This window comes from uncultured Roseobacter sp. (assembly GCF_947493125.1).
Classification (GTDB): domain Bacteria; phylum Pseudomonadota; class Alphaproteobacteria; order Rhodobacterales; family Rhodobacteraceae; genus Roseobacter.
This window is the reverse complement of record NZ_CANLQB010000003.1, coordinates 464,447-490,146: the sequence shown is the minus strand read 5'-3', so window position 1 is coordinate 490,146 and position 25,700 is coordinate 464,447. Positions and strand designations below refer to the sequence as shown.

General features: G+C 65.2%; 30 protein-coding genes. 26 read left to right on the top strand and 4 right to left on the bottom strand.

Features of this window, described 5'->3' with window-relative positions; all coding sequences use genetic code 11:
• Positions 1 to 155: 155 nt before the first annotated feature.
• Both Q1A71_RS08885 and maiA read left to right on the top strand, forming a co-directional pair.
• On the top strand, positions 156 to 596 hold the full coding sequence (locus tag Q1A71_RS08885) for a MarR family transcriptional regulator (RefSeq protein WP_299674172.1): 441 nt from the start codon (positions 156 to 158) through the stop codon (positions 594 to 596).
• The gene (gene maiA / locus Q1A71_RS08880) at positions 593 to 1,216 is read left to right on the top strand and encodes a maleylacetoacetate isomerase (RefSeq protein ID WP_299674169.1); all 624 of its coding nucleotides are present in this window, start codon (positions 593 to 595) and stop codon (positions 1,214 to 1,216) included. The genes Q1A71_RS08885 and maiA overlap by 4 nt, the downstream gene beginning before the upstream one ends.
• Here maiA and Q1A71_RS08875 read toward each other — a convergent pair.
• The gene (locus Q1A71_RS08875; RefSeq protein ID WP_299674167.1) at positions 1,213 to 2,169 is read right to left on the bottom strand and encodes a helix-turn-helix domain-containing protein; all 957 of its coding nucleotides are present in this window, start codon (positions 2,167 to 2,169) and stop codon (positions 1,213 to 1,215) included. The genes maiA and Q1A71_RS08875 overlap by 4 nt on opposite strands.
• Positions 2,170 to 2,295: 126 nt before the next feature.
• Between Q1A71_RS08875 and Q1A71_RS08870 the strand changes: the two genes are divergently transcribed.
• The 7 genes from Q1A71_RS08870 (at position 2,296) to kdsA (ending at position 8,959) form a co-directional block, all read left to right on the top strand.
• Positions 2,296 to 3,324: a carbon-nitrogen hydrolase family protein gene (locus Q1A71_RS08870; RefSeq protein ID WP_299674165.1), complete on the top strand. Its 1,029-nt coding sequence runs from the start codon at positions 2,296 to 2,298 to the stop codon at positions 3,322 to 3,324.
• 27 nt (positions 3,325 to 3,351) lie between these two features.
• Positions 3,352 to 4,017: a pyridoxamine 5'-phosphate oxidase family protein gene (locus tag Q1A71_RS08865; protein ID WP_299674163.1), complete on the top strand. Its 666-nt coding sequence runs from the start codon at positions 3,352 to 3,354 to the stop codon at positions 4,015 to 4,017.
• Between the two features lie 214 nt (positions 4,018 to 4,231).
• Positions 4,232 to 4,573, top strand: a complete 342-nt coding sequence (locus tag Q1A71_RS08860; RefSeq protein ID WP_299674160.1) for a metalloregulator ArsR/SmtB family transcription factor — start codon at positions 4,232 to 4,234, stop codon at positions 4,571 to 4,573.
• Positions 4,566 to 5,594 (top strand): permease, encoded by a 1,029-nt coding sequence (locus Q1A71_RS08855; RefSeq protein ID WP_299674155.1) that lies wholly within the window; start codon positions 4,566 to 4,568, stop codon positions 5,592 to 5,594. Before Q1A71_RS08860 ends, Q1A71_RS08855 begins: the two co-directional genes overlap by 8 nt.
• Positions 5,595 to 5,834: 240 nt before the next feature.
• On the top strand, positions 5,835 to 6,494 hold the full coding sequence (locus Q1A71_RS08850) for an ATP-binding cassette domain-containing protein (protein WP_299674153.1): 660 nt from the start codon (positions 5,835 to 5,837) through the stop codon (positions 6,492 to 6,494).
• Positions 6,472 to 8,124 (top strand): capsule biosynthesis protein, encoded by a 1,653-nt coding sequence (locus tag Q1A71_RS08845; protein WP_299674150.1) that lies wholly within the window; start codon positions 6,472 to 6,474, stop codon positions 8,122 to 8,124. The genes Q1A71_RS08850 and Q1A71_RS08845 overlap by 23 nt, the downstream gene beginning before the upstream one ends.
• Position 8,125: 1 nt before the next feature.
• Positions 8,126 to 8,959: a 3-deoxy-8-phosphooctulonate synthase gene (kdsA, locus tag Q1A71_RS08840; RefSeq protein ID WP_299674147.1), complete on the top strand. Its 834-nt coding sequence runs from the start codon at positions 8,126 to 8,128 to the stop codon at positions 8,957 to 8,959.
• Positions 8,960 to 9,063: 104 nt separating this feature from the next.
• On the opposite strand, the gene Q1A71_RS08835 is transcribed toward kdsA, so the two are convergent.
• Complete coding sequence (locus tag Q1A71_RS08835) at positions 9,064 to 10,974, bottom strand: AsmA family protein (RefSeq protein WP_299674144.1); 1,911 nt, start codon at positions 10,972 to 10,974, stop codon at positions 9,064 to 9,066.
• A 66-nt stretch (positions 10,975 to 11,040) separates the two neighbouring features.
• On the opposite strand from Q1A71_RS08835, the gene rimO reads away from it, so the two are divergent.
• From rimO to Q1A71_RS08815, 4 genes are all read left to right on the top strand, one after another.
• The gene (gene rimO / locus Q1A71_RS08830) at positions 11,041 to 12,441 is read left to right on the top strand and encodes a 30S ribosomal protein S12 methylthiotransferase RimO (protein WP_299674141.1); all 1,401 of its coding nucleotides are present in this window, start codon (positions 11,041 to 11,043) and stop codon (positions 12,439 to 12,441) included.
• 175 nt (positions 12,442 to 12,616) lie between these two features.
• Positions 12,617 to 12,859 carry a CDGSH iron-sulfur domain-containing protein gene (locus Q1A71_RS08825; protein ID WP_299674138.1) on the top strand — a complete coding sequence of 81 codons (243 nt, stop codon included), beginning with the start codon at positions 12,617 to 12,619 and terminating at the stop codon, positions 12,857 to 12,859.
• 63 nt (positions 12,860 to 12,922) lie between these two features.
• Complete coding sequence (locus Q1A71_RS08820) at positions 12,923 to 13,273, top strand: hypothetical protein (protein WP_299674135.1); 351 nt, start codon at positions 12,923 to 12,925, stop codon at positions 13,271 to 13,273.
• Positions 13,274 to 13,326: 53 nt separating this feature from the next.
• Complete coding sequence (locus tag Q1A71_RS08815; protein WP_299674132.1) at positions 13,327 to 13,698, top strand: thiol-disulfide oxidoreductase DCC family protein; 372 nt, start codon at positions 13,327 to 13,329, stop codon at positions 13,696 to 13,698.
• Here Q1A71_RS08815 and Q1A71_RS08810 read toward each other — a convergent pair.
• Positions 13,695 to 14,390: a M48 family metallopeptidase gene (locus tag Q1A71_RS08810; protein WP_299674129.1), complete on the bottom strand. Its 696-nt coding sequence runs from the start codon at positions 14,388 to 14,390 to the stop codon at positions 13,695 to 13,697. The genes Q1A71_RS08815 and Q1A71_RS08810 overlap by 4 nt on opposite strands.
• A gap of 118 nt (positions 14,391 to 14,508) precedes the next feature.
• Here Q1A71_RS08810 and Q1A71_RS08805 point away from each other — a divergent pair, with 118 nt between their 5' ends.
• Together Q1A71_RS08805 and Q1A71_RS08800 are read left to right on the top strand one after the other, a co-directional pair.
• Positions 14,509 to 14,736 (top strand): hypothetical protein, encoded by a 228-nt coding sequence (locus tag Q1A71_RS08805; protein ID WP_299674126.1) that lies wholly within the window; start codon positions 14,509 to 14,511, stop codon positions 14,734 to 14,736.
• Positions 14,737 to 14,759: 23 nt separating this feature from the next.
• Positions 14,760 to 15,626 carry a branched-chain amino acid aminotransferase gene (locus Q1A71_RS08800; RefSeq protein WP_299674123.1) on the top strand — a complete coding sequence of 289 codons (867 nt, stop codon included), beginning with the start codon at positions 14,760 to 14,762 and terminating at the stop codon, positions 15,624 to 15,626.
• Here the strand turns inward: Q1A71_RS08800 and Q1A71_RS08795 are convergent.
• Complete coding sequence (locus Q1A71_RS08795) at positions 15,621 to 16,013, bottom strand: BLUF domain-containing protein (protein ID WP_299674121.1); 393 nt, start codon at positions 16,011 to 16,013, stop codon at positions 15,621 to 15,623. The genes Q1A71_RS08800 and Q1A71_RS08795 overlap by 6 nt on opposite strands.
• A 135-nt stretch (positions 16,014 to 16,148) precedes the next feature.
• On the opposite strand from Q1A71_RS08795, the gene Q1A71_RS08790 reads away from it, so the two are divergent.
• From Q1A71_RS08790 to Q1A71_RS08740, 11 genes are all read left to right on the top strand, one after another.
• Positions 16,149 to 16,604, top strand: coding sequence for a universal stress protein (locus Q1A71_RS08790; protein WP_299674118.1), 456 nt, complete (start codon positions 16,149 to 16,151; stop codon positions 16,602 to 16,604).
• Positions 16,605 to 16,931: 327 nt separating this feature from the next.
• On the top strand, positions 16,932 to 17,495 hold the full coding sequence (locus Q1A71_RS08785; RefSeq protein WP_299674115.1) for a NifU family protein: 564 nt from the start codon (positions 16,932 to 16,934) through the stop codon (positions 17,493 to 17,495).
• Positions 17,496 to 17,505: 10 nt separating this feature from the next.
• Positions 17,506 to 17,931 (top strand): GFA family protein, encoded by a 426-nt coding sequence (locus tag Q1A71_RS08780; RefSeq protein ID WP_299674112.1) that lies wholly within the window; start codon positions 17,506 to 17,508, stop codon positions 17,929 to 17,931.
• 8 nt (positions 17,932 to 17,939) lie between these two features.
• A complete protein-coding gene (tsaB, locus tag Q1A71_RS08775; RefSeq protein WP_299674109.1) occupies positions 17,940 to 18,545 on the top strand; it encodes a tRNA (adenosine(37)-N6)-threonylcarbamoyltransferase complex dimerization subunit type 1 TsaB in 606 nt (201 codons plus the stop codon).
• Positions 18,542 to 18,991 (top strand): GNAT family N-acetyltransferase, encoded by a 450-nt coding sequence (locus Q1A71_RS08770; protein ID WP_299674106.1) that lies wholly within the window; start codon positions 18,542 to 18,544, stop codon positions 18,989 to 18,991. The genes tsaB and Q1A71_RS08770 overlap by 4 nt, the downstream gene beginning before the upstream one ends.
• A gap of 100 nt (positions 18,992 to 19,091) precedes the next feature.
• The gene (locus Q1A71_RS08765) at positions 19,092 to 20,090 is read left to right on the top strand and encodes a BMP family ABC transporter substrate-binding protein (protein ID WP_299674104.1); all 999 of its coding nucleotides are present in this window, start codon (positions 19,092 to 19,094) and stop codon (positions 20,088 to 20,090) included.
• 65 nt (positions 20,091 to 20,155) lie between these two features.
• Positions 20,156 to 21,682, top strand: coding sequence for an ABC transporter ATP-binding protein (locus tag Q1A71_RS08760; protein ID WP_299674102.1), 1,527 nt, complete (start codon positions 20,156 to 20,158; stop codon positions 21,680 to 21,682).
• A 112-nt stretch (positions 21,683 to 21,794) separates the two neighbouring features.
• Positions 21,795 to 22,889: an ABC transporter permease gene (locus tag Q1A71_RS08755; RefSeq protein ID WP_299674100.1), complete on the top strand. Its 1,095-nt coding sequence runs from the start codon at positions 21,795 to 21,797 to the stop codon at positions 22,887 to 22,889.
• Entirely contained in the window at positions 22,889 to 23,857 is a 969-nt protein-coding gene (locus tag Q1A71_RS08750) for an ABC transporter permease (RefSeq protein ID WP_299674098.1), read from the top strand. Before Q1A71_RS08755 ends, Q1A71_RS08750 begins: the two co-directional genes overlap by 1 nt.
• Positions 23,858 to 23,953: 96 nt before the next feature.
• Positions 23,954 to 24,868, top strand: coding sequence for a sulfite exporter TauE/SafE family protein (locus Q1A71_RS08745; RefSeq protein ID WP_299674096.1), 915 nt, complete (start codon positions 23,954 to 23,956; stop codon positions 24,866 to 24,868).
• On the top strand, positions 24,868 to 25,626 hold the full coding sequence (locus Q1A71_RS08740; RefSeq protein ID WP_299674094.1) for a TIGR02186 family protein: 759 nt from the start codon (positions 24,868 to 24,870) through the stop codon (positions 25,624 to 25,626). Before Q1A71_RS08745 ends, Q1A71_RS08740 begins: the two co-directional genes overlap by 1 nt.
• Positions 25,627 to 25,700 lie beyond the last annotated feature (74 nt).

Genomic DNA, 25,700 nt, shown 5'->3' with positions numbered 1-25,700 from the left:
CCGATGGCACGCGCCCCAATCCTTCGCCCCGCCAGCCATGTCTCCCAGAGCGACCAGGTGGGGGCGACGGCCCGAGTATTTGTTGCACTTGCAACGATCTGCAGCTACCTGTTTCTCATGCACAGAATACCGCGCCGCACCGATCTGGAGGCCCGATGACAGCCCCCCTGCCCGCCTTCGATCTGGAACGCTACCTGCCCTACCGGCTCACCGTGATCGCCAGCCAACTCAGCGCTGATCTGGCCACGCACTACAAGACCCAGTTCGGGATTTCGATGCCGGAATGGCGGGTGTTGCTGAATGTCGGCTACACCCAATCGCTGTCGGTCCGCGATATCGAAAAGCGGGTCAGCCTCGAGAAATCCAAGGTCAGCCGCGCCGCCTCCCGGCTCGAGGCGAAAGGCTACCTGATCAAGACCACCGACACCCGCGACAAGCGCCTGCTGAACCTCACGCTGACCGACAAGGGCCGGGAGCTGCTCCAGGCGCTGATCCCTCTGGCACAGGCGTTTCAGACCGAGCTCGAACAGACCCTGGGCGAGACACACGACGGGCTGCAGGACGCGCTGGACCGGCTGATGGAGCACGGCAAATGATCACCCTGCACCACGATCTGCGCTCCTCGGCGAGCTACCGGGTCCGGATCGCCCTGGGGCTTGCCGACGCGCCCTGGCAGAGCGTCATCGTCGATCTGAAGTCCGGCACGCAAAGGACGCCCGAACACCTGGCGCGCAACCCGCAGGGCCTCGTCCCCGTGCTCGAGATCGACGGCAATCGCCTGACGCAATCGCTGGCGATCATCGAATATCTGGACGAGACGCGCCACCTCGGCCTGCTGCACCGGGCCGCCCCGGCCCGCGCACGGGTGCGCGCGCTCTCCTACGCCATCGCCATGGAAATCCAGCCCATCTGCAACCTCAGCGTGGCGCAATGGGTGGCGCAGGCCAGTGACGGCGCGATCGCCACGCAACCCTGGATGCAGCGCTTCATCACCTCGGGCCTCACCGCCTACGAAGCGATGCTGGACGACGCCCCCTTCTCATACGGCGAGCGGATCAGCCTCGCCGACATCTGCCTGGTGCCGCAAGTCTATAACGCCGCGCGCTGGGGCGTGGATCTGGCGCAGTTCCCCAGGATCCGGCGCGTCCACGAGACCCTGCAGAGCCTTCCGGCCGTGCGCAGCGCCCACCCGGACAACACGCCGCCCGCCTCCTAAAGCAGCCCCACCCGGCGGTAGGCCCGCGGGCTCATCCCGAACCGCTTGCGGAACTGGGTCGAGAAACTCTGCAGATTGGAAAACCCGTAGCGAAAGGCGATCTGACCGATGGACAGCACCTGACAGCGCGGGTCCCGCAGATCGCGCGCCACAGCCTCCAGCCGCATGTGCCGGATGACCCGCGACAACGACCCGCCGTCCTTGGCGAAAATCCCGTTCAGCCGCCGCACCGACATGCCCAAGGCCTGCGCCACCATGGTACGGTCAAGGTCGGGGTGCCCGAGGTGCTCCGCAATCAGCGCCCTGGCGCGCAGCAGAATCTGCTGTTCGGGCGAGGAGAGCTCCAGCGCCGCTGCACTTTCAGCGGCCAGACCCGTGGCGATCAGGTCGATCAGCGTCTCCTGCACCATCTCTCTCAGCACCGGGCCCGCCGCTTCCAGATGCTCCGAGAAGGCCAGAATGTTGCGGCGCACCAGCTGGCCCAGCCCGGTGCTGCCATCCACACGCCGCGCAGTCAGCACCCGCGCGTTGGGCAGACGGTCCAGCAGCGTCTGCGCGGGCAGTTGCACCACCATCTGGCTGAAGTCGTCCGACAGATCCAGCCGGTAGGGCTCGGTGCTGGAGTAGAGCGCCATGTCCCCCGCCTTCAGCACCGCCGACTGCCCGAACTGCGACACCCGCGAGGTCTGCGCCGTCTGCAGGCTCAGCAGAAAGTAGGGCTCGGTGGCCGCGCGAATATCCCGCCTGCGCCGCGTCACCCGATGCGCCAGCCCCGACACCCGCGAAATGGAGAGGCTGCGATGCCGGGCGATGTCGATGGCGCCGCGGAAATTCAGCGGCGCATCCGTCTCACAGCCCAGTTGCACATAGCTGTCACAGACCGCATCGCGCCAGAAGGCAAACCGCTCGCGCGCCGCGACCGTCTCCGTGTCATAGCGGGTCCGCTGGTCCACGTTTCACCCCTCTCTTTGGCCCCCATTCTGCCCCCGCGCCCCAAAAAGACAAGTTTTTCCGCCCAAACGCGAAAGACGCGAGGCCCCGCATGGCGCAGACTGCGAGGATCAGCCGAGGAGCATCCCATGTCCCAGTTCAAAGTCGCCGCGGTGCAGGCCGCACCGTCCTTTCTCGATGTCGAGGCCGGCGTCGCCCGCGCCGTGGCCTTCATCGAGCAGGCCGCACAAAAGGGCGCCAGGCTGGTTGTCTTTCCCGAAACCTGGCTGCCCGGTTACCCCAACCACATCTGGCTCGGCCCCGTCGCCTGGCAGATGCAGTTCGTCGGGCGCTACTTCGAAAACTCGATCGAAGCCGGAAGCGCACATGACCAAGCCATCGCCCAGGCCGCCGCGGACAACAACATCCAGGTGTCGCTGGGCCTGTCTGAGCGCGCGGGCGGCAGCCTCTACATCGCGCAATGGCACTATGACGCCACCGGCGCCGTGATCAAACGCCGCCGCAAGCTGAAGCCCACCCATGTGGAACGCACCGTCTTCGGCGAAGGCGACGGCTCGGACCTGGTGGTCAACGACACGGCCCTTGGCCGGATCGGCCAGCTCTCCTGCTGGGAGCACCTGCAGCCGCTCTCGAAATACGCCATGTATGCGCAGGACGAGCAGATCCACTGCGCCGCCTGGCCCAACCTCAAGCTCTACGAGGGCGGCGCCTATGCGCTCGGGCATCAGGTGAACACCGCGGCCTCGATGATCTACGCCGTCGAAGGCGGCTGCTTCGTCATCGCCGCCTGTGCCTTGGTCAGCAAGGAGCAGCAGGACATCCTCTGCGAGGGCGATCCGCAGAAGGAGACGCTCTGCCCGGTGGGTGGCGGCTACACCCGCATCTATGCGCCCGACGGCCAGTCCATCGGCTCCGACCTCCCGGACACCGAAGAGGGGCTGGTGATGGCCGACATCGACCTGAGCATGATCGCCTACGCCAAGGCCGCCGCCGACCCCGCCGGCCACTACGCCCGGCCCGACGTCACGCGGCTGATGCTGAACAGCGCGCCGCAGCGCCCGGTCATGGCCTTCGATGACACCGCAGGCCTTGTCGCCGAGCCCACTCCGGCGGAGCCTGAGGCGCCCGCGCCCAACGAGCCCGCCGCCGCGGAGTAAACGCGCCCCCAACCCCGGAGCCCAGAGATGCCGACCCCTGATGAGTTCTACACCCCCGCCCAGCGCGCCCTGCAAAAGGAAGGCAAACACGAAGGCCTGTCCGAGGTGGTCGTGCACGCCATCGTCCGCGACGCGCTGGAGGAGATCCACACCGACTACATCCGCAACCGCGACTATTTCTTTCTCTCCACGGTGAACGGCAAGGGCGAGCCCACCGTCTCCTACAAGGGCGGCGACGTGGGCTTTGTGAAAGTGCTCTCGCCGAACCGGCTGATCTTTCCGAATTACGACGGCAACGGCATGTGGCTCTCCATGGGCAACATTGACGAGGCGGCCAAGGTCGGGATGCTCTTCATCGACATGGTCACACCCTGGCGCATCCGCGTCCAGGGCACCGCCACGCTCACCCGCGATCCCGAGAGGGTCGCACAGTTTCCCGGCGCCAATATGGTGGTGGATGTGGCCGTGGACGTGGTGTTCCAGAACTGCGCGCGCTACATCCACAAACACACCCGCGTCGAGACCTCGCCCTACGTGCCGGACAGCGCGGGCAACCAGCCCTATCCCGCCTGGAAACGTATTGAGCCGATCCAGCCCTTCCTGCACCCCGACGATCAGGGCCGCGCCGCGCAGGAAGGCGGCACCATCACCGAAGAGGAATATCTGGAGAAGGTGACGCAGGGCACCTCCTGACCCCGCGCGCCCGACCGGGCGGCCCAGACAGGCCCGCCCGCAAACCTGACGCGCGGCGCGTGAACGGCTCTGTCCGCCCCCACCAGAGGCTCCCCACCCTCACGCGGTCCAGGGCCTGCCCCCCCCCAAACGGCACGGCGGTCGATCACCTTTATTTCGATAATTATCGAAATAAAGCTTGCACGCGCCCTGAGCATTTCATATTTCTAGAATCATGGAAATGTCATCGACCCCACCCGATCTCACCGTCGCCGCCGCTCAGTTTGCGGCCCTCGGCTCCGAACAGCGGCTCGGCGTGCTGCGCACCCTGGTGCGCGCCGGGCCGGAGGGGCTGAGCATCGGCGAGCTGGGCGCGCGCTCCGGGGTCACTGGCTCGACACTCACCCACCATATGAAGATCCTCGCCTCCGCCGGGCTCGTCACCCAGGCCAAACAGGGGCGCAGCGTCATCTGCGCTGCGGTCGCCTATAAAGACGTGCAGGCGCTCTCGGACTTCCTGCTCAATGAATGCTGCGCCGACAGCGTCGCGCCAAACGGAGACCACGACCATGGCTGAGACCACCCAAAGCGCGCCGTCCCCCCGCAGGCTGCCCAAGCCGGGCGCCTGGGGTGCCGCCATCCTGCTGCTGGTGCTGATCGCAGTCTTCGACCTGCCCCAGCTCTGGCCCACCGTGGTCTTCGCCGCCAACGCCTTGCTGCATACGGCGCCCTTCATCCTCTTCGCGGTCGGCGCCGTGGCCTATCTCAAGGCCAGCGGGGCCGAGACCCTGCTCGCCCGCGCCTTTTCCGGCAATCCCGCCCGGATGATCGTGATGGCCGCGCTGCTCGGCGGCCTCTCCCCCTTCTGCAGCTGTGAAGTCATCCCCTTCATCGCCGCACTGCTGGCCGTCGGCGCACCGCTGAGCGCGGTCATGGCCTTCTGGCTGGCCTCCCCGCTGATGGACCCGGCGATGTTCGCTATCACCTCCGGCACGCTGGGGTGGGAATTCGCGGTGGCCAAGGCCGCCTTCGCGGTCGCGCTCGGCCTGCTGGGCGGCTTCGGCACTCTGCTCTTCGCCAAGACCCCCGTCTTCACCGACCCGCTGCGCGCGCGCCCCGCCGTGGGCGGCTGCTGTGGCGCGCAAAAGCCCTTCAGCGGCGCGCCCGTCTGGCGCTTCTGGCAGGACGACGCCCGCCGCCGCACCTTCCGCGACACCGGGGTCGAAAACGCCGTCTTCCTGCTGAAATGGCTCACGCTCGCCTATGTGATCGAAGCCATGATGCTCGCTTATGTCCCGGCGGAGCTGATTGCAGGGCTGCTCGGCGGCACCGGTGTCTGGCCCATCTTCCTCGGCGCGCTCGTCGGTGCCCCGGCTTATCTCAACGGCTATGCCGCGGTCCCACTCGTCGATGCGCTGCTGGCGCAAGGTATGGCACCGGGGGCCGCCATGTCCTTCGTCATCGCCGGGGGGGTCAGCAGCATTCCCGCCGCCATCGCGGTCTGGGCGCTGGTCAAACCGCGCGTCTTCGCCGCCTATCTGACCTACGCGCTGATCGGTGCGGTGCTGGCCGGGCTCGCCTGGCAGAGCATGGCATAGGCGCCACCGCAACAAGCTCCCGCCGGGGTTGAAACACCCCTCTTCCAGCCTCCTGGCGCCATGACATCTGTGGCAGAACGGCAAGTTTCTGCCCTTGTCCGCGCCCCAGCCGCCCCGTGCATGTTGTGCTTTTGTTTCCAATTAAGACATAATTATGCCGAGGGCGGTAAAATATTCCGCTGAGACACCCAGAACCCAGGCCTGGAAAACCCTGTCGGGGTCGAAGCAACCGGAGCGCAGATGCTGTCTTTCGAGAACGTGTCGAAGTCTTTTTGGACGGGATCCCAGCACAAGGTGATCCTCGACCGTGTCTCGTTCAAGGTCGAGCTGGGCAATTCACTCGGCGTGCTGGCGCCAAACGGCACCGGCAAGACGACGCTAATCAACATGATCGCCGGGCTCGAGAAACCGGATGAGGGCGAGATCCGCCGCGGCTGCAACATCTCCTTTCCGCTGGGGTTCATGGGCGGCGTGGTCAACAAGGTCTCGGCGATGGAGAACGCGCGCTACATCGCGCGGCTCTACGGGCTCGATCCCGACTATGTGGAAAGCTTCTGCCGCTGGCTCTGCGGTCTGGGTGAATACTTCGACCAGCCCATCGGCACCTATTCCGCCGGCATGCGCTCGCGGTTCTCCTTCGCGCTGATGCTGGCACTCGACTTCGACATGTACCTCATCGACGAGGGCATGCCCGGAACCACGGATGTGGAGTTTAACCGCAAGGCCGGTGAAATCCTGCAGGAACGCCTGCGCACCACCACCATCATTATCGTATCGCACCAGGCCCGGACGCTGGAGAAGTTCGCCCGCTCCGCCGCCGTCATGCTGAACGGCAAGGTGCATATGTTCGACACATTGGAAGAAGCGAAGCGGCTTTATGACTACGAAACCGACAGCTAGGAGGTTCCGCATCAAACGCGCGGGCCAGGCCTCGGGTGCGACGGACAAAAAGCCCGCCGACCGGGCGGAGGCGCCCCGGACGGAGGCGCCCGCCAAGGCCGCGCCGTCCCGCCAAGAGCCGCCCCGCGACACCGGCGACACCCGGGGGCCAGACGCCGCCCGCACCGAGCTCGACACCATCCGGAAGGAGGGCCTGACCGGCCGGCAGCTGCGCATGGCCCGCCGCGTGGCGCATAAGAACGGGCTCGAGCCCACCTCGGATTTCGATGCCGTGCGCCTCCTGCGTCAGCGCGGGATCGACCCCTTCCAGCGGTCCAACATGCTGGAACTGGTGGTGCCGAAAAACCCGGGCGACCCCGCAAGCGGCGGGTCGGCCGGCGGCGAGATCGGCGCGCAGGCCGGGCGCATCCAGCTGCCCCAGACCACGCCGCTCGACCGCGAAACGCTGCCCGCCACCGAGCACCTCAGCCCTGCGGAGCTGCGCGACCGTCAGATCTCCGAGATCCAGCAGGACATCACCCGCCGCAGGCGGCGCAAACTGGCGATGCTGCTCACCCGGCTGAGCTTTTTCGTCTTCCTGCCGACAATTCTGGCGGGCTGGTACTTCTACGCGGTGGCCACGCCGATGTATGCGACAAAGTCGGAATTCCTGATCCTGCAGGCCGACAGCGCAGGCTCGGGCAGCGGCCTCGGCGGGCTGCTCTCGGGCACCCAGTTCGCCACCTCACAGGACAGCATCGCGGTGCAGTCCTACCTGCAGTCCAAAGATGCGATGCTGCGCCTCGATGACGAGGTGGGCTTCAAATCCCACTTCACGCAGGACAGCATCGACCCGATCCAGCGGCTCACCGCCGATCCCTCGAACGAACAGGCCTACCGCACCTACCAGAAGAACGTGAAGGTCGGCTATGACCCGACCGAAGGTGTGTTGCGCATGGAGGTCATCGCCGCCGACCCGGGCGTCAGCGCCAATATCAGCCGCGCGCTCATCGGCTATGCCGAAGAGCGGGTCAACTCGCTCAGCGCGGAAAAGCGCGACGACCAGATGTCCGATGCGCAGGAGAGCTTTGAAAACGCTGCCGCCGAACGGCGCCAGGCGCAGGAGGCGCTCGTGACGCTGCAGCTGCAGGGCGACACGCTCGATCCCGAGGCGGTGATCGCGGGCCTGCGCGCCCAGATCAATCAGGTGGAACTGTTGCTGCTGGAGAAGGAGCTGGAACTGGCGGCACTTCTCGACAATGCCCGCCCGAACCAGAGCCGGGTCGATGGCGCGCGCGGCGATGTGCGGCGGCTCAACGACCAGCTGGACGAGTTGAATGCGCGCATGACCGATGCCAGCCAGGGCGAGAACTCACTGGCGCAGCTCAACGTCCGCATCCAGATGGCGCAGGCCGACCTCGCCACGCGCGACATGCTGCTGCAATCGGCGCTGCAACAGATGGAGCAGACCCGGATGGAGGCGAACCGCCAGGTCCGGTATCTCACCGTGAGCGTGAAACCCGTCCCTTCGGAGGAACCGAGCTATCCGCGCAAATTCGAAAACACCCTGGTGGCCTTTCTCGTCTTTGCCGGTATATATCTGATGGTCTCACTGACTGCGTCCATCCTCCGAGAACAGGTGACCTCCTGATATGACCCATGTGTCCGTCGCCGATCTGACGATCGGCAATGACCGCCCGCTGACCGTGATCGCCGGCCCCTGCCAGCTGGAAGGCGAAGACCACGCGCAGATGATCGCGGGCAGGATGAAAGAGGCCTGCGACGCCGCTGGTGCGCAATATGTCTTCAAGGCCTCCTACGACAAGGCCAACCGCACCTCGCTCGACGGCGCGCGCGGGCTCGGCATCGACGACGGGTTGAAGGTGCTGCAATCGGTGGGCCACGCCAACGGCGTGCCGGTCATCACCGATGTGCATTCCGAGGCGCAATGCGCGCTGGCCGCCGAGGCCGTGGACATCATCCAGATCCCCGCCTTCCTGTGCCGCCAGACCGACATGCTGCTCGCCGCCGGCAATACCGGCGCCGCGATCAATGTAAAGAAAGGCCAGTTCCTGGCGCCGTGGGAGATGGAGAACATCGTCGACAAGATCGAGTCCACCGGCAACCACCGCATTCTGCTGACCGAGCGTGGCACCACCTTCGGCTACAACACCCTCGTGGCCGACATGCGCGCGCTGCCGCAGATGGCGCAGACCGGCTACCCGGTGGTGATGGACGCCACCCATTCGGTGCAACAGCCCGGTGGGCGCGGCGGCTCCTCCGGCGGCCAACGCGAATTCGCCCCGGTGATGGCCCGCGCCGCGGTTGCTGTGGGCGTCGCCGCCGTCTTCATCGAGACCCATCAGGACCCCGACAATGCGCCCAGCGACGGCCCCAACATGATCTACCTCGAGCAGATGCCCCAGCTCATCGATACGCTGATGGCCTTCGACCGGCTCGCGAAAGAGCGCCCGCTCACCTTCTGACCGGTCACGAGAGGTGGCCTGAAAGCCCACCTCACCTGCCGGTGGCGGGCCTCTGGGCTGGCAGGTGGGGTGGGCTTTCAGGCCACCCCGGGTCACAGCAGCGCTCAGTCGAAAAGCTTGCGCAACAGCCGGTCCTTCACCGCATCTTCGACCGACTGGCCCTCCTCCCCGGAGATGCCCAAACGCTCGCCGATCTTCTCCTTGGCCTTCTGCTCCAGCTCATCCACCTTGGCATCCGCCTCGGCCTTCAGCGCCGCCTCCACGTCGGGCCGGATCGAGATGTCCGACCAAGGCCCCACAAACCGCACGGGGATCGACACGCCCTGCCCGCTGTTCGCGCGCAGCGCCACCGGCGTGACGGTATAATCCACCGTTTGCGCCCCCAGGCCCACCACGCCTTCGCCGCTTGCCCGGTAATTCGCCAGCTGCAGCAGCAGATCGCGGTTGCTCAGCACACCACCCGCAATCGTCCAGGTCCCGCCGAGGCTGTCGAACACCGTGGTGCCCGGCGAGGTATCCCCCGAACGCATCAACCGGTCCAGATCAATGCCCAGGATTGTCCCGCGCCCGATCTGCAGGGATCCGTCGCCCGAGAGCGATTTCATGATCGCATCGACCGAATTGCCCGAGCCCAGAAACGACAGGCGCGCCTCCCCCTGCCCGGTCAGCCGGTCGAGCCCCGCCGCATCAGCCAGCAAGGGCTGCATCTGGATGGCCGTCGCCGCCAGCTGCCCGCCCACCGACAGGCCGGAGCGGTTGTTGATCACGAATTCCCCCGTGACCCCGCCGCTATAGGCCGCCACCTCGCGCAGCTCGAAGACCATGCGCGACGTCTCATTGCGCAAGAGCGCCCGCGTGGCTCCCAGATCGAACTGCCCCAGATCAATACTCCGCGCCGTCAGCGCGATCTCACCGTTGAAGGCCGCCAGCCCGCTGGCATCAATCGGGTCGGTGGGCCAACCGCCGCCTGCGGACCCGCCTCCCCCTCCGCCGGAGCCACCCGACGCCGATGCGTCACCGCCTGACAGATCCAGATCACCCACATCGAGCTGCGCATTCACCTGCGGCACCCCATTGAGCCCTATATCCGCCGCCCCGGTGACCCGGTTGGCACCGAGACCTACCACCAGATCCCGCAGCGCCAACTGCCGGTCGGGCGTCAGCGTCAGCGTGGTCGACAGATCAATGCTGCGCCCGAGGTCAGGCGGCAAATCTGCACCAGGCAGCCCCAGCGCTTGCAGAAACGCTCCCGTGTTCGCCGTCTTCACCGTCAGCGCCCCAGCCACAGCCCCGGCGGTGCTCGCCCGCCCGTCAAAGCCAATGGCCCCGGCTTCTGTGTCAATTGACGCGCGCAGCGTGTGGGTCTCGCCAGTGATGAAGCCCGCAAACCCGTCGATGGTCGCCGCCACCTCCACCGGGTTCGCCGTCGGGCGCAGGGTCGCCGCGATCTCGGCAGGCCCCAGCCGCTCCGGCCAGTCGAGCGACAGGTCGACACCCTCGTAAGACACCAGATCGCTGCCCTCAGCGTCATAGATCAGCGTTGCATCGGTGACCTGCAGCCGCTCAATGCTGACCGACCGCGCGGGGCGATCAGGCGCCGTTTCGGTCTCGATCTGTGCCGTGCCACTGGCATCGGTGAACTGCCAGCTTGCCCGCCCGTCAGCCTTTTGCTCAAGACGAATGGTGGGGCTCTCGGCTTCGATGTTGGTGATCCGGATGTCACCGCTCAGAAGCGCCATGGCATCGACACCAATCGCCGTATTGGTCGCCTGCAGCATCGGGCCGTCGCTGGCCCACTCCGCATTGCCGACCTCCAGCCCGCCGACGCGTGCGCCCAAGACCGGCCAGAGCGTCAGCGACACATCCCCGGTGATCGCCACATCGCGCCCCGTGAGCCCGCGCAGCTGATCCGCGGCGATCTTCGCCACACGCTCCGCGGGCAGGAACAGCACCGAGACCACCGCCACCCCGATCAGCACCACCACGACACCCAGCAGTCGCACAACCCATTTCATCAGCGCACCTCGCCCTTTGCTCACGGCCCCTTTTCCGGGCCCCTCACTTCCACTATAGCGCAGATCATGAGCACAAACCCACCCAATCTGCGCCCCGATCTCGCACCGGGGGTGCGGCTGGACCGCACGCCGAACGCGACAGGGCGGGACACCGCGCGCCCCGGCCAGCCGACCATCGGCATGGTGTCCCTCGGATGCCCCAAGGCGCTGGTCGATAGCGAGCGTATCCTGACCCGGCTGCGCGCCGAAGGCTATGGCATCTCGCCCGATTACGCGGGCGCGCAGGCGGTGATCGTGAACACCTGCGGCTTTCTCGACAGCGCCAAGGCGGAAAGCCTCGCAGCCATCGGTGAGGCGCTGCAGGAGAACGGGCGCGTGATCGTGACGGGCTGTCTCGGGGCCGAGCCCGCGTATATCACCGGCGCGCACCCCTCCGTGCTCGCCGTGACGGGCCCGCATCAGTATGAACAGGTGCTCGAAGCGGTGCATGCCGCCGTCCCGCCCGATCCGGACCCCTTCGTCGATCTGCTGCCCGCCTCCGGCGTCAGCCTCACACCGCGACACTTCAGTTATCTCAAGATTTCAGAGGGTTGTAACCACAAGTGCAAGTTCTGCATTATCCCCGATATGCGCGGGCGTTTGCAGTCCCGGCCTGCCCATGCGGTGCTGCGCGAGGCGGAAAAACTGGTGGACAGCGGTGTGAAGGAACTGCTGGTGATCAGCCAGGACACCTCCGCCTATGGGGTCGATATCAAACACGCCGAAGACCGCAACCACCGCGCGCATATCACCGATCTGGCGCGCGATCTCGGCAAGCTGGGGGCTTGGGTGCGCCTGCATTACGTCTACCCCTATCCGCATGTGCGCCAGCTGATCCCGCTCATGGCGGAAGGCCTTGTGCTGCCCTACCTCGACATTCCCTTCCAGCACGCGCACCCGGCGGTGCTGCGGCGCATGGCGCGGCCCGCCGCAGCCGCCAGGACCCTGGACGAGATCGCCGCCTGGCGGGAAATCTGCCCGGATCTGACCCTGCGCTCGACGTTTATCGTCGGCTATCCGGGCGAGACGGACGACGAGTTCCAGACTCTGCTCGACTGGATGGATGAAGCCCGGCTCGACCGGGTGGGATGCTTTCAATACGAGAACGTCGCCGGCGCGCGCTCCAACGCCCTGCCCGGCCATGTGCCCGAGGATGTGAAACAAGATCGCTGGGATCGATTTATGGCAAAGGCGCAGGCCATTTCTGAGGATAAGCTGGCCCAAAAGGTCGGGTCCCGGCAAGAGGTGATCATCGACGACATCGATGAAGACGGCATCGCCACCTGCCGCACCAAGGCCGATGCGCCGGAGATTGACGGCAACCTGTTCATCGACGAGGGCACCGAGGGCCTGACCGTCGGCGATATCGTCACTGTCGAGGTCGATGAGGCGGGAGAGTACGATCTCTGGGGACGCCTGCGCGCCTAGAAACGCGCTTGCGCCCGTTTCTAGGCGCGCAGGCCCGCACAGCTCACAGGGCGTCGTCACACATCTCTCCCGGTGGTCAGCAGCGCGGTCCGAGCTAGAGTCTTGGCGGGCCATACAAAGGCCCGCTGACGACCAGCCATTCGCGTCGCCACTCTGTCAGAGAAAGCCCGAGCCCATGACCACACCTCCGAAAATCGCCCAGAAGGCCCCCTATCCCGTCGAAGTGACTGCCGGCAAAACCTACTTCTGGTGCACCTGCGGCCAATCCTCGAACCAGCCCTTCTGCGATGGGTCACACAAAGACACCGCATTCAACCCGATGCAATACGAAGCAACAGCCGACAAGACCCTGTTCTTCTGCGGCTGCAAGGCGACGTCGAAACCGCCGCTCTGCGATGGGAGCCACAACGCCCTCTGACCAGCAGGTCTTGAAAATGTTCTCTTTATGTTCTATTTTACCTGAACAGGGAAGGGAGCGCTCATGTCCGTTGAACCGCAATTGCCACACCTCGATGCCCCCAGACAGGGTGTGTTGCCGCTCGCGCCGCCTCAGGCGCCCAGCGCGAAGCAATTGCAATACGCCCACGCCATCGCCGCCAAGACCGGCGCCGTGATCCCGCGGGACCGCCGGCGCAACAGCACGGCGCTCTCCGCCTGGATCGACGCACACAAAGCGCGGGCCGACACCAGCCGCTTTGCGAACTACCCCTCCTCCAAGCAGGTGGCCTTCGCCGAACGGATCGCACGCATCAAACATCGCGACATCCCGCAGGAATGCTTTCGCGACAAACGGCTGATGGCCCGCTGGATCGACGGCAACAAGCCACGCTGATCTGCGACACTCTGGCCGCTGGGCACGCCGCAACAACAGCCTATCTCTGGCGCATGTCAAAGACAGATGTGCTTTACAACGCCGAGTGCCCCGTCTGCAGCCGCGAGATCGACCACTACGCCCGGCTGACCGAGGCGCAGGCCCTGCCGCTCAGCTACGACGACCTGAACGACGCACCGACGCTTGCGCGCTGGGGCGTCACCGCCGACGACGCGGCGCGGCGGCTGCATGTCCGCCGGAACGGTGCGCTCTACGTCGGTGTGCCGGCCTTCATCGTGCTGTGGCAAAGCCTGCCGCGCTACCGCTGGCTGGCGCGGCTCGTCAGCCTGCCGGGCCTTTACCGGCTCGCCCACTGGATATACGAAGGCGTGCTCGCCCCCCTGCTCTACCGCAGCCATCTCAGACGACAGGCGAAAAGGGCCTAGAGCCCCGCTGCCGTCCGCCGCACGATATCGATGCGCTGCGCGTTGGGCGGGTGCGTGCCGAGGAAGCGGTCGCCGGGATCGGGGATGCGGTTGAAAAATTCCGCCCCGCGCAGGGGGTCAAACCCGGCCCGCGCCGTAATGACCGTGCCCAGCGCATCGGCCTCCAGCTCGAACTCCTTCGAAAACGCGCGGGCGTTGATCCGGGCGCCCTGCCGCTGCGCGTTCTGCACAGCCTCGGCGTTGCCCCCCAACAGCACCGCGCCAAGGCCTCCGATCACCGCACCGGCCACCGCATTCTGCTGCTGGCGCGGAATATGCCCGGCGATGTGATGCGCCGCCTCATGCCCCATGACAAAGGCCAGCTCGTCCACGTTGCGCGCGTCATCAATCAGCGCCTGGGTGAAGGCAATGATCGGGCGGCCCGACCTGTCGAGCGTCTGGAAGGCGTTGGGAGGCTGGCCCGGGCGGTCGTCCACCAGCACCTTGAAATCGCAGTTCACGCCCGAGGTACGCGCCCGGCATTCGCGCTCGGCCACCGGCTCCACAATCCGCACGACCTGCGCGAAATTCTGTGCAGACGCGCGCGGGACAGTCCCGATGGGCTCAACCGTCAGCGGCGCAGAGGGCGCGCTCACGTCACAGGCTGCCAGGGTGATCGCGGCCATCACCGCAAGTAGGGTTTTCCAGGCCATAAAGACGCCTCCGCACTGATACTCGATCCGTATCTTAGCAGGTTCCCCGGCGGCGACCACCCCGCTCACGGTGCTTTGTCCCCCTTGCATCGGGACGCCTGAGCCGTAAGGTGACGCCATGTTTACCATCGAGCATGAATTCGACGCCACCGTGGTCACGCTGGTGGACGACGGCACCACCCCCTTGCAGGAAGATGTGACGGTCCACGCCACGGAAAGCGCGATCCTGCTCAACCAGTACGATCCGCGCACCGACAAGGTGGTGTCGATCACCCTCTCGCCGGAGCAATGGCGCGATCTGAACGCGGCGCTGAACCTGCCCGAAGGCGTCTATCGCGCCAAGTAACCTTCCCTGTCGGAGACGGATCCATGAGCGTCGGCACCCATATTCACACCTACCATGACGGACGCTGGCACGCGGGCGACCTTGCGGTGATCGGGGCGGCCGACCACGGCGCCTGGCTCGGCACCACGGTGTTCGACGGGGCGCGCTTCTTCGACGGGCGCGCGCCGGATCTGGTGGCGCATTGCGCGCGGGTGAACCGCTCCGCCGAAGCGCTCATGATCACGCCCACCGTCACCGTGGACGACATGGTCGAGATCATCCGCGAGGGGCTCGCCCATTACGGGCCGGAGGATGCGGTCTACATCCGCCCGATGTACTGGGCGATCCACGGCGATGCGACCGCGATCGTGCCACGAGAGGGGGCGACCGGCTTCGCCGTCAGCCTCGAGCAGATCCCCATGGCGCCCGCGGATGCCGCCGTCACGCTCGGGCGCACGCGGTTCCGCCGCCCGGTGATGGAGGATGCGGTGGTGAACGCCAAGGCAGGCTGCCTCTATCCCAACAACGCGCGCATGCTGACCGAAGTGCGGGCGCGCGGGTTCCAGAACGCGCTGGTGGCGGACGCCATAGGCAATGTGGCCGAAACCGCCACCGCCAACATCTTCATGACCCGCGATGGCGAGGTCTTCACGCCCGTCCCCAACGGCACCTTCCTCTCCGGCATCACCCGCGCCCGCCACATCGCACATCTCAAGGCGGAGGGGGTGCGCGTGCATGAATGCGTGCTGACCTTCGAGGATTTCGAGCGCGCCGACGAGGTGTTCATGACCGGCAACATGTCGAAGGTCACGCCGGTCACCGGCTTCGAGGACACCGCCTATCAGATCGGGCCCATCGCCCGGCGCCTGCGTGAGATGTACTGGGACTGGGCCGCGACCCAGCCCCTATGACACCGCCGATCTGACGAAGATCTCCCGGATGGCCAGCGCCGAGGCGGACTGCAGCGCGCCCATATGTACCTCGACGGGCGACCACATCCAGGAGACGGCGGGGTCGTGCTTCATGGCCCAATCCGGAAACAGCCGGTCCGGCACGTCCTCGGCGACCAGCTGCGTGACCTCCACATGCCGGTCGTCGTCGCAGATCCGCTCATAGGTGGCCTGCACCTTGCCTTTGGGCCCTTCGAGCAGTTGCAAGAACACATCGGCACGGCAGATCAGCGCGCCGGTGATGTCGTCCCGGGCATTGCGGCTGCGCGAGGTGGCCAGGATGTTGGCCAGCACGTTCAGATCGTAACCGAAGGGGCGCGATGTATAGATCAGTTGAAAGACACCCATCCCGGAGCCTCATGTCCCACCTGCTCTCTAGCATCGCTCCAGATCCCCGGTCTGTCCAGTCGCGCGGGCGGAGATTGCGATTGCGCCGCCCTGCAACTGAGGTCATGATCCGCGCAAAGAGGGGGACATCGGAAGATGCGGAAGTTTCTCGTCGTGCTTGATGACAGTCGTGAATGCCTCAACGCCATGCGGTTTGCGGCGATGCGGGCGGCGAACACCGGCGGCGGGGTCGAGATCCTCTCCGTGATCCCCCCGGACGAGTTCAACCACTGGATCGGCGTGGGTGCGGTCATGCGCGAAGAGGCGCGCGAGCGAATCGAGGTGCATTACGAGGTCTTCGCCAAGTGGATGCGCGACCGCCAGGGGATCGACCCCGAACTGGTGATCCGCGAAGGCCGCCCGGTCGATGAGATCCTCGCCCAGATCCATGAAGACCCCGAGATCGGCGTGCTGGTGCTGGGCGCCGGGACCGACAAGAAGGGCCCCGGCCCGCTGGTCACGGAGCTGACCAAGAGCGCAGGCACTTTGCCCATCCCCATGACCATCGTGCCGGGTGATCTGAGCAAGGAAAAGCTCGAAGCGATCACCTGAGGCACACGCAGGCCCGGCGGGCCGTTTGGCCCGCGCAGGCCAGGCGTGCGCCGCCGAGCGGCCCCCTTAAGCCTTTGGCAACCTTTGCGCCGAGCGGTCGGTTAACGGGGGGGGAGACCGACACCGGCACCGACGCAATACCGACGTGATACCGACACGATACCGACGCGGGTTTGACCAGGAAAACAGGCGTTAACCCTTGATTCGGGCCGCCCCACCGTACGCAGGCCACCGACCGTTGCGCGCCGCGGCCAATTTAGAACGATTCCAAACCTTGACTTGTGCCGGGCCGATCCGCATATCTGGAACAGCCTCAGGAGAGACCCGATGTTCATCCAGACAGAATCGACCCCAAACCCCGCCACCCTGAAATTCCTGCCCGGTCAGACCGTGCTGGAGATGGGGACCGCCGATTTCCCGACGGCGGACACCGCTGACAAATCACCACTGGCGACCCGGATCTTCGCGGTCGAGGGTGTGACCGGGGTCTTCTTCGGCACCGACTTCGTCACCGTGACCAAGGCCGATGCGGTCGATTGGGATCATATCAAGCCTGCGCTTCTGGGCGCGATCATGGAGCACTTCCAGTCCGGCCAGCCGGTGATGGCGGGGGATCACGCGCCTGCGTCGGGTCACGCCGAGCACGACGGTGAGGACGGCCCCATCGTCGATCAGATCAAGGAATTGCTCGACAGCCGGGTGCGCCCTGCGGTGGCCCAGGACGGCGGTGACATCACCTTCCACGGCTTTGACCGCGGTGTGGTCTACCTGCATATGCAGGGCGCCTGCGCGGGCTGCCCCTCCTCGACGCTCACGCTGAAGATGGGCATCGAGAACCTGCTGCGCCACTACATCCCGGAAGTGACCGAGGTGCGCCCGGTCGCCACCTGACCGTCCGCAAGTGCCCAGTCTCCAGACGATCACGGGCCGCTGCTATTGCGGCAAGGTGCAGCTGATTGCAGATGCGCTGCCGGAGGGTGTAAGTTATTGTCATTGCAGAGATTGTCGACGTCTCTCAGGTGCGCCGGTTGCTGCCTTTGCCGGGTTTGTTAAGGGCGTCATCAGCTTCGATCCCGACCCCGGGCCGCCCGTCACACACACCGCCGGCGTCACGCGCTGGTTCTGCCGCGCCTGCGGCTCACCGCTTGCCGCGACATACGACTACCTCCCCGGTCAGACCTACGTCCCGCTGGGGTTGCTTGATCAGGCTGCGGACCTGCCCCCCAGCCTGCATTCGCACGCAACCTCCCGCTTGCCTTGGCTGCACATCACGGATGATCTGCCCCGCGAAGACAAGAGCGCCCGCGACGCGCTGCAAAGCAAGTGACTGCGCCCGTGGCTCCGACGATCCTGGCCTTCGACACCGCCGCACCCTGCTGCGCGGCTGCCGTTCTTGTCGGCGGTGACGTCGTCGCACAGGCGGACGAGCAGATGCAGACAGGACAGGCCGAGCGGCTCATGGGGCTCTGTGACGAGTTGCTCAGACACGCCGGTCTGACATTCCAGGATCTCACGGCCATCGGGGTTGGCATCGGGCCGGGCAATTTCACCGGCATCCGCATCTCGGTTTCCGCTGCGCGCGGGCTTGCTCTGGGGCTGGGCGTGCCCGCGATTGGAGTGTCGGGCTTCGACGCGCTGCGCTTTGGCCATCAGGGGCCCTGCACCACCGCAGTTGCCGCGAGACGGGGGCACCTCTACCTGCAAGCCTTTGATGGCACTGAAACATCTCCGCCCATCATGGTCCCGGAGGACGCACTCCCCGAACACCCGACGCCGCTGATCGGAGCGACCGGCATCGTCCCGGCGCACCCAACCGCGGTTGCCATTGCATACCTCGCATCCGAACGCCATGGCACGCCTCAGCCTCGGCCCGCGCCACTCTACCTGCGCCCCGCCGACGCGGCACCGGCGCGGGACGTGGCGCCTGTCATCCTGCCGTGACGCCCCAGGATCTGGCCGCGCTGCACCGGCTGGCCTTCACGGCAGAGCGCCCCTGGTCCGCGGCTGAATTTGCAGACCTGCTGGCCGAACCCCATGTGAGCCTGCTGCAGCGTCCACAGGGCTTTGCGCTGAGCCGCACGGTCGCACAGGAGAGCGAACTCTTGACCCTCGCAGTGCACCCAGACCACCGCCGCCGGCACATCGCCGACGCGCTCCTGACCGAGTGGATGCAGACGGCGCAGGCAGATCATGCCTTCCTCGAGGTCGCCGCCGACAACCACGCCGCCCTCGCGCTCTACCGCAAACACGGATTCGCCGAAACGGGGCGCCGCACAGCCTATTACCGGCGCGCAGATGCACCACTGGCCGATGCGGTGCTGATGACAGCAGCATTGCCCCGTCGTCAGGCAGTGGAATCCCCCGGCATCCCCTCAAAAACCGGTTGACCCGGCCTGCGGCCTGGGTCCTAATTTGTGGGTATTGGACGGCGGTGGGCAGCAAGATGCTGATCGCACGTCCCAAAATCACAATCTGGGAGACCCCTGAATGACATTCCTGCACAAATTTCTCGGCGCGACCGCGGCCCTTGGCCTGTCAAGCGCAGCAGCGCTGGCCGAACCGGCTGTGATCTTCGACTTGGGTGGCAAGTTCGACAAATCCTTCAATGAAGCGGCTCACAACGGCGCCAGCCGCTGGGCCGAAGAGACGGGCAGCACCTACCGCGAGATCGAGCTGCAGTCCGAAGCGCAGCGTGAACAGGCCCTGCGCCGCTTTGCCGAGGCCGGTGCGAACCCGATCATCACCATGGGCTTTGCCATGGCCGATCCGCTCTCGACCGTGGCGCCCGACTACCCGGACACCAAGTTCGTCGCCATCGACGTGACCTGGCTCGATGCGCCCAACGTGCGCCAGATCGGCTTTGCCGAACATGAGGGCTCTTACCTTGTGGGCATGCTGGCCGGCATGGCCTCGGAGAGCGGCACCGTTGGTTTTATCGGCGGCATGGACATCCCGCTGATCCGTCACTTCGGCTGCGGCTATGCGCAGGGCGTGAAGGCGGTGAACCCGGATGCAACCGTGGTTGCCAATATGACCGGCACGACGCCTGCGGCCTGGAATGACCCCGTGAAGGGGTCCGAGTTGACCAAGGCGCAGATCAGCCAGGGCGCTGACGTGATCTATGCCGCTGCGGGCGGCACCGGCGTTGGCGTGCTGCAAACCGCTGCGGATGAGAACATCCTCTCCATCGGCGTGGACAGCAACCAGAACCATCTGCACCCGGGCAAGGTGCTGACCTCCATGCTCAAACGCGTGGACGTAGCGGTCTATGACGCGCTGACGGCTGGCACTGATCTGGAAACCGGTGTCTTCACCCTCGGCCTCGCCGAAGAAGGCGTGGGCTATGCTCTGGATGACAACAACGCGCCGCTCGTCTCCGACGAGATGAAAGCTGCCGTCGATGAGGCCCGCGAGAAGATCATCTCAGGCGATCTGGAGGTTGCCTCCTACTACGCCACAGACAGCTGCCCCGCGCTGGACTTCTAAGGCAAAACATCCGCAGGCCGCACCCGTGGGAGGTGCGGCCTGTGCAATACGAATAAGGGGGGTGCATGGGCGAGCAAGCACCAGCGATTGAGCTCAAGGGCATTTCCAAGGCCTTCGGGCCGGTTCAGGCCAACAAGGACATTTCGATCCGTGTGATGCCTGGCACGATCCACGGGATCATCGGCGAAAACGGCGCGGGCAAATCGACGCTCATGTCGATCCTCTATGGCTTTTATAAGGCCGATAAGGGTGAAATTTTCATCAGCGGCCAAAAGACCGAGATCCCAGACAGCCAAGCCGCGATTGCCGCGGGCATCGGCATGGTCTTCCAGCATTTCAAGCTGGTCGAGAATTTCACCGTGCTGGAGAACATTATTCTTGGCGCTGAAGATGGCGGCCTGCTGACGCCGTCGCTCGCCAAGGCCCGCAAGACATTGCTGGAGCTTGAGCACGAGTATGGGCTGAACGTCGATCCCGACGCGGTGATCGAAGAGCTGGGCGTGGGAATGCAGCAGCGGGTGGAGATCCTCAAGGCGCTCTACCGGCAAGCGGATATTCTGATCCTCGACGAGCCCACCGGCGTGCTGACGCCTGCCGAGGCCGACCAGCTCTTCCGTATTCTCGACCGGCTGCGCGAGGAGGGCAAAACGATCATCCTGATCACGCACAAGCTGCGCGAGATCATGGAAGCCACCGATACGGTGAGCGTCATGCGGCGCGGTGAAATGACGGCAACTGTAAAGACCGCCGACACCTCCCCGGCAGAGCTGGCGGAGCTGATGGTGGGCCGTAAGGTCTTGCTGCGCGTGGATAAAACATCTGCACAGCCGGGCGATGTGGTGCTCGACATCAAGGACCTCCGCGTGGTCGATGACAAAGGTGTTGAGCGCATCAAAGGCATTGATCTGCAAGTACGCGCTGGGGAAATCGTGGGCATTGCAGGCGTGGCGGGCAACGGCCAATCCGAACTGCTCGAAGTGCTGGGCGGTTATGCGGATGCCACAGGCGAGGTCCGGGTAAACGGCCAGCCGCTGGAGCTCAGCGGCAAACGCTCGGACGGGCGCGCGCGCCGGGCGCGGGGCATTGCCCATGTGCCCGAGGACCGCCAGCGCGAAGGGCTGATCATGGATTTCTCAGCCTGGGAGAACACCGCCTTCGGCTATCACCGCGACCCGGACTACCAGTCCGGCGTGCTTCTGAACAACACCGCGATACGCGCCGATACGGAAGAGAAAATGGGCCGCTTCGACGTGCGGCCTCCAAACCCGGCACTGGCGGCCAAGAACTTCTCCGGCGGCAACCAGCAAAAGATCGTCCTGGCCCGCGAGATCGAGCGCAACCCGGATCTGCTGCTCGTCGGTCAGCCCACCCGGGGGGTGGATATCGGCGCCATCGAGTTCATCCACCAGCAAATCGTCGCGCTACGCGACAAGGGCAAGGCCGTGCTGCTCGTCTCGGTGGAGTTGGAGGAAATCCTGGCCCTCTCCGACCGCGTCGCCGTGATGTTCGACGGCCACATCATGGGCGAACGGCTGTCCGCCGAAACGGATGAAAAAGAGCTTGGGCTGCTGATGGCCGGGGTCAACGCATGACCCCTTCTTCACCCTTCCCAAAATACTCTGGGGGAGGCGCGGCAGCGCCGGGGGTGAAACCCCCAAGCCCCTCACGTCTGCGCAGCAGGCCTTCAACGAAAGGAGCGTGCGCGTGGACATGATGCCAAAATGGGCCGAGGTCACCCTCGTCCCGCTGATCTCGCTGGTGCTCGCCGCGATCCTCTCCGCGCTTGTGATCCTTGCCATCGGCGAAGACCCGGTCGAGGCCGTCAACCTCATGGTCACCGGCGCCTTGGGCAGCACCTATGGCTGGGGCTACACACTTTACTACGCGACAAATTTCCTCTTCACCGGTCTGGCCGTCTCGGTGGCCTTCCACGCCGGGTTGTTCAATATCGGCGGTGAGGGCCAAGCGATGCTGGGCGGACTTGGCGTGGCACTGGCCTGTCTGCTGATCCCCTGGCCGCATTGGACATTGGCGCTGCTGGGTGCCGCAGGCGCGGCCGCTCTCTTTGGCGCTGCCTGGGCCGCAATCCCGGCCTTTCTGCAAGCCAAACGCGGCAGCCACATCGTGATCACCACGATCATGTTCAACTTCATCGGGGCAGCAGTTCTCAACTACGTGCTCGTGAACCTGATGCGACCGCCAGGCAGCATGGATCCGGCCACCGCCCGTTTCCCCGAGGCCACACATCTACCGACATTGCATGATATTTTACTGCCCCTCGGCATCAACTTCTCGAAATCTGCACCCGCCAACGTGACCTTCCTGATAGCGCTTCTCGCCTGCGTTCTGGTGTGGTTTCTGCTCTGGCGCACCTGGCTGGGCTATGAAATCCGCAGCTACGGCAAGTCCGAGCCCGGCGCGAAATACGCAGGCATCTCGCCCGTGGCCATCACCATGATCGCGATGCTGATCTCGGGCGCGCTGGCCGGGCTGATGGCAATCAACAACGTCATGGGCGAGGCGGAGCGGCTGGTGCTGAACGCAGTCGAGGGCGCTGGCTTCATCGGCATCGCCGTGGCGCTCATGGGCCGCAGCCACCCCTTTGGCGTACTGCTCGCGGCCATCCTTTTCGGGTTCCTCTACCAAGGCGGCGCGGAACTGGCACTGTGGACGTCGATCCCGCGCGAACTCATCGTGGTGATCCAGGCTCTGGTCATCCTCTTCACCGGCGCGCTCGACAATATGGTGCGCATGCCGCTGGAACGGCTGTTCCTGATGCTGCGTCGGGGGCGTGCCTGATGGATTTCCTGACGTTCATCCAACTGCTTGACAGCACGGTCCGTTTGGCGACGCCGCTCCTTTTGGCCTGCCTCGCGGGGCTCTTCTCCGAGCGCGCGGGCATCTTCGACATCGGCCTCGAAGGCAAAATGCTGGCTGCGGCGTTCTTCTCGGCGGCGATCGCGGCTGTGACCGGATCCGTCTGGCTGGGCCTGCTCGCCGGGATCGCCTCATCGATGGCGTTCAGCCTGCTGCACGGCGTGGCCTCGATCACCTTCCGGGGCAACCAGTTGATCTCCGGCGTGGCAATCAACTTCCTCGCCGCAGGTCTTACTGTGCTGATCGCTCAGGACTGGTTCAGCCAAGGGGGCCGCACCCCGTCGCTCATGGGCGGCGCCCGGTTCGAGCCCATCATCCTGCCCTTCGCAGACAGCCTTGGGGGTATTCCGGTCTTCGGCCCAATCTATAGAGAGTTGATCTCCGGCCATTCGATTCTCGTCTATGTCGCCTTTGCGATGGTGCCCCTGACCTGGTGGATCCTGTTCCGCACCCGGTTCGGCCTGCGCCTGCGCGCCGTGGGCGAGAACCCGGCGGCAGTCGATACGGCAGGTGTGTCGGTCGTGGGGCTGCGGTATGCCGCGGTCATCATCTGCGGTGTGCTCTGCGGGATCGCCGGCGCCTATCTGTCCACCGCACTGCAGGCTGGCTTCGTCAAGGATATGTCGGCGGGTCGCGGATTTATCGCGCTCGCCGCCCTGATCTTCGCGAAATGGCGGCCCTGGTACGCGCTCTATGCGACATTGCTTTTCGGCCTCTTCGGCGCGCTCGAAACCCGGCCCGACGTGATAGAAGCGCTCTTCGGTCTCAAGGTCCAAGGGGCCCTGCTCGGCGCGCTGCCCTATGTGATGACGGTGATCATCCTCGCGGGATTCGTGGGCAAAGCCATCCCACCTCGCGCAGGAGGCGAACCCTACGTCAAAGAACGTTGAACGCATAAGGCCAGTTGACCGAATTGTGTCAGTCCTGATTGCTGCACAGCAGCAACGCCCATTGATTTTGCAACACCCTTTGCTCTAACAGAGGACATGCAAATCTACCTCCCCATCGCCGAAGTCTCGGTCAACGCCTTCCTGTTGCTGGGCCTCGGTGGGATCGTGGGCATCCTGTCGGGTATGTTCGGCGTGGGCGGTGGGTTTCTGATGACGCCGCTGCTCTTCTTCATCGGCATTCCGCCCGCCGTGGCCGTGGCGACCGAGGCCAATCAGATTGTCGCCTCTTCCTTCTCGGGCGTTCTCGCACACCTCAAGCGAAAGACGGTCGACCTCAGGATGGGCACCGTGCTGCTCATCGGGGGGCTCATCGGCGCGGCACTCGGCGTGGTGGTCTTCAACTACCTCAAAGCGCTGGGTCAGGTCGATCTGCTGGTCAAGCTCTGCTACGTGGTCTTCCTCGGCGTGATCGGCGGGCTGATGTTCATCGAAAGCCTCAATGCCATCCGCAAGACGAAGTCCGGCAAACCGCCCGCGCGGAAGAAACACAACTGGATCCACGGGCTGCCCTTCAAGATGCGCTTCCGGGTCTCGGGGCTCTACATCTCGGTGATCCCGCCGCTGCTGGTCGGTGTTTCGGTGGGCATCCTCGCGGCGATCATGGGTGTGGGCGGTGGTTTCATCATGGTCCCCGCCATGATCTATCTGTTGGGCATGCCAACCAAGGTGGTTGTCGGCACCTCGCTCTTCCAGATCATCTTCGTGACCGCTTTCACGACCCTTTTGCACGCCACGACGAACTTCACGGTGGATATCGTGCTGGCGGTTCTGCTGCTGATCGGCGGCGTGATCGGCGCCCAGATCGGAACGCGGATCGGTGTGAAGATGAAGGCCGAACAACTGCGTATCCTGCTTGCCATCATGGTACTGGCGGTCTGCGGCAAGCTGGCGCTCGATTTGTTGTTGATGCCGTCAGAGCTCTACTCGGTCGGCGCGGCAGGCGGTCACTGATGCGTGCGCTGGCTTTTGTTCTCACACTGCTGCTCGCCCTGCCCGCTGCGGCCGAGGACATCGTGCTGGGGCTGAGCAAGGACACCGTCTCGATCAATACCAGCTTTGACGGCTCGGAAATCCTGGTCTTCGGGGCCGTCAAGCGCGAGGCCCCGATCCCGGATGACCCGCGGCTGCAGGTGATCGTGACAGTGGCTGGTCCTCACGAGACCTTCACCGTAAGGCGCAAGGAAAAAGTCCTGGGGATTTGGGTCAACACCGACGCGGTAGAGATCGACAGCGCGCCCAGCTTTTACGCCGTGTCGACCAGCACGGCACTGGGCCTCTCGCTGAGCGATACCGAGGATCTGCGCCACCGGGTGTCCATCCCCCGCGCCATCCGCTCGGTCGGTGCGCCGGACACCATCGAAGATGCGACCCGGTTCACCGAAGCACTCATCCGGATCAAGTCGCGCTCCAATCAGTACCAGCTCAACGAAGGCACGGTCAGCGTGGACGAGCAAACCCTCTTCCGCACTGCAATCGAGTTGCCCGCAGCGCTGACCGAGGGCGACTACCAGACCCGCATTTTCCTCACCCGCGGTGGTGAGGTGATCTCGAAGTACGAGACCAGCATCTATGTGCGCAAAGTCGGGCTGGAGCGCTGGCTCTTCAAGTTATCGCGCGAAAATGCGCTGCTCTACGGGATCATGTCCATTGCGATTGCAATTGCTGCCGGCTGGACCGCCTCTGCCGTCTTCCGTATTTTCCGGGCCTGACACAGGGGTGGCCTGAAAGCCCACCCTACCTGCCGGTACAGACGGTTTGGACAGGCAGGTGAGGTGGGCTTTCA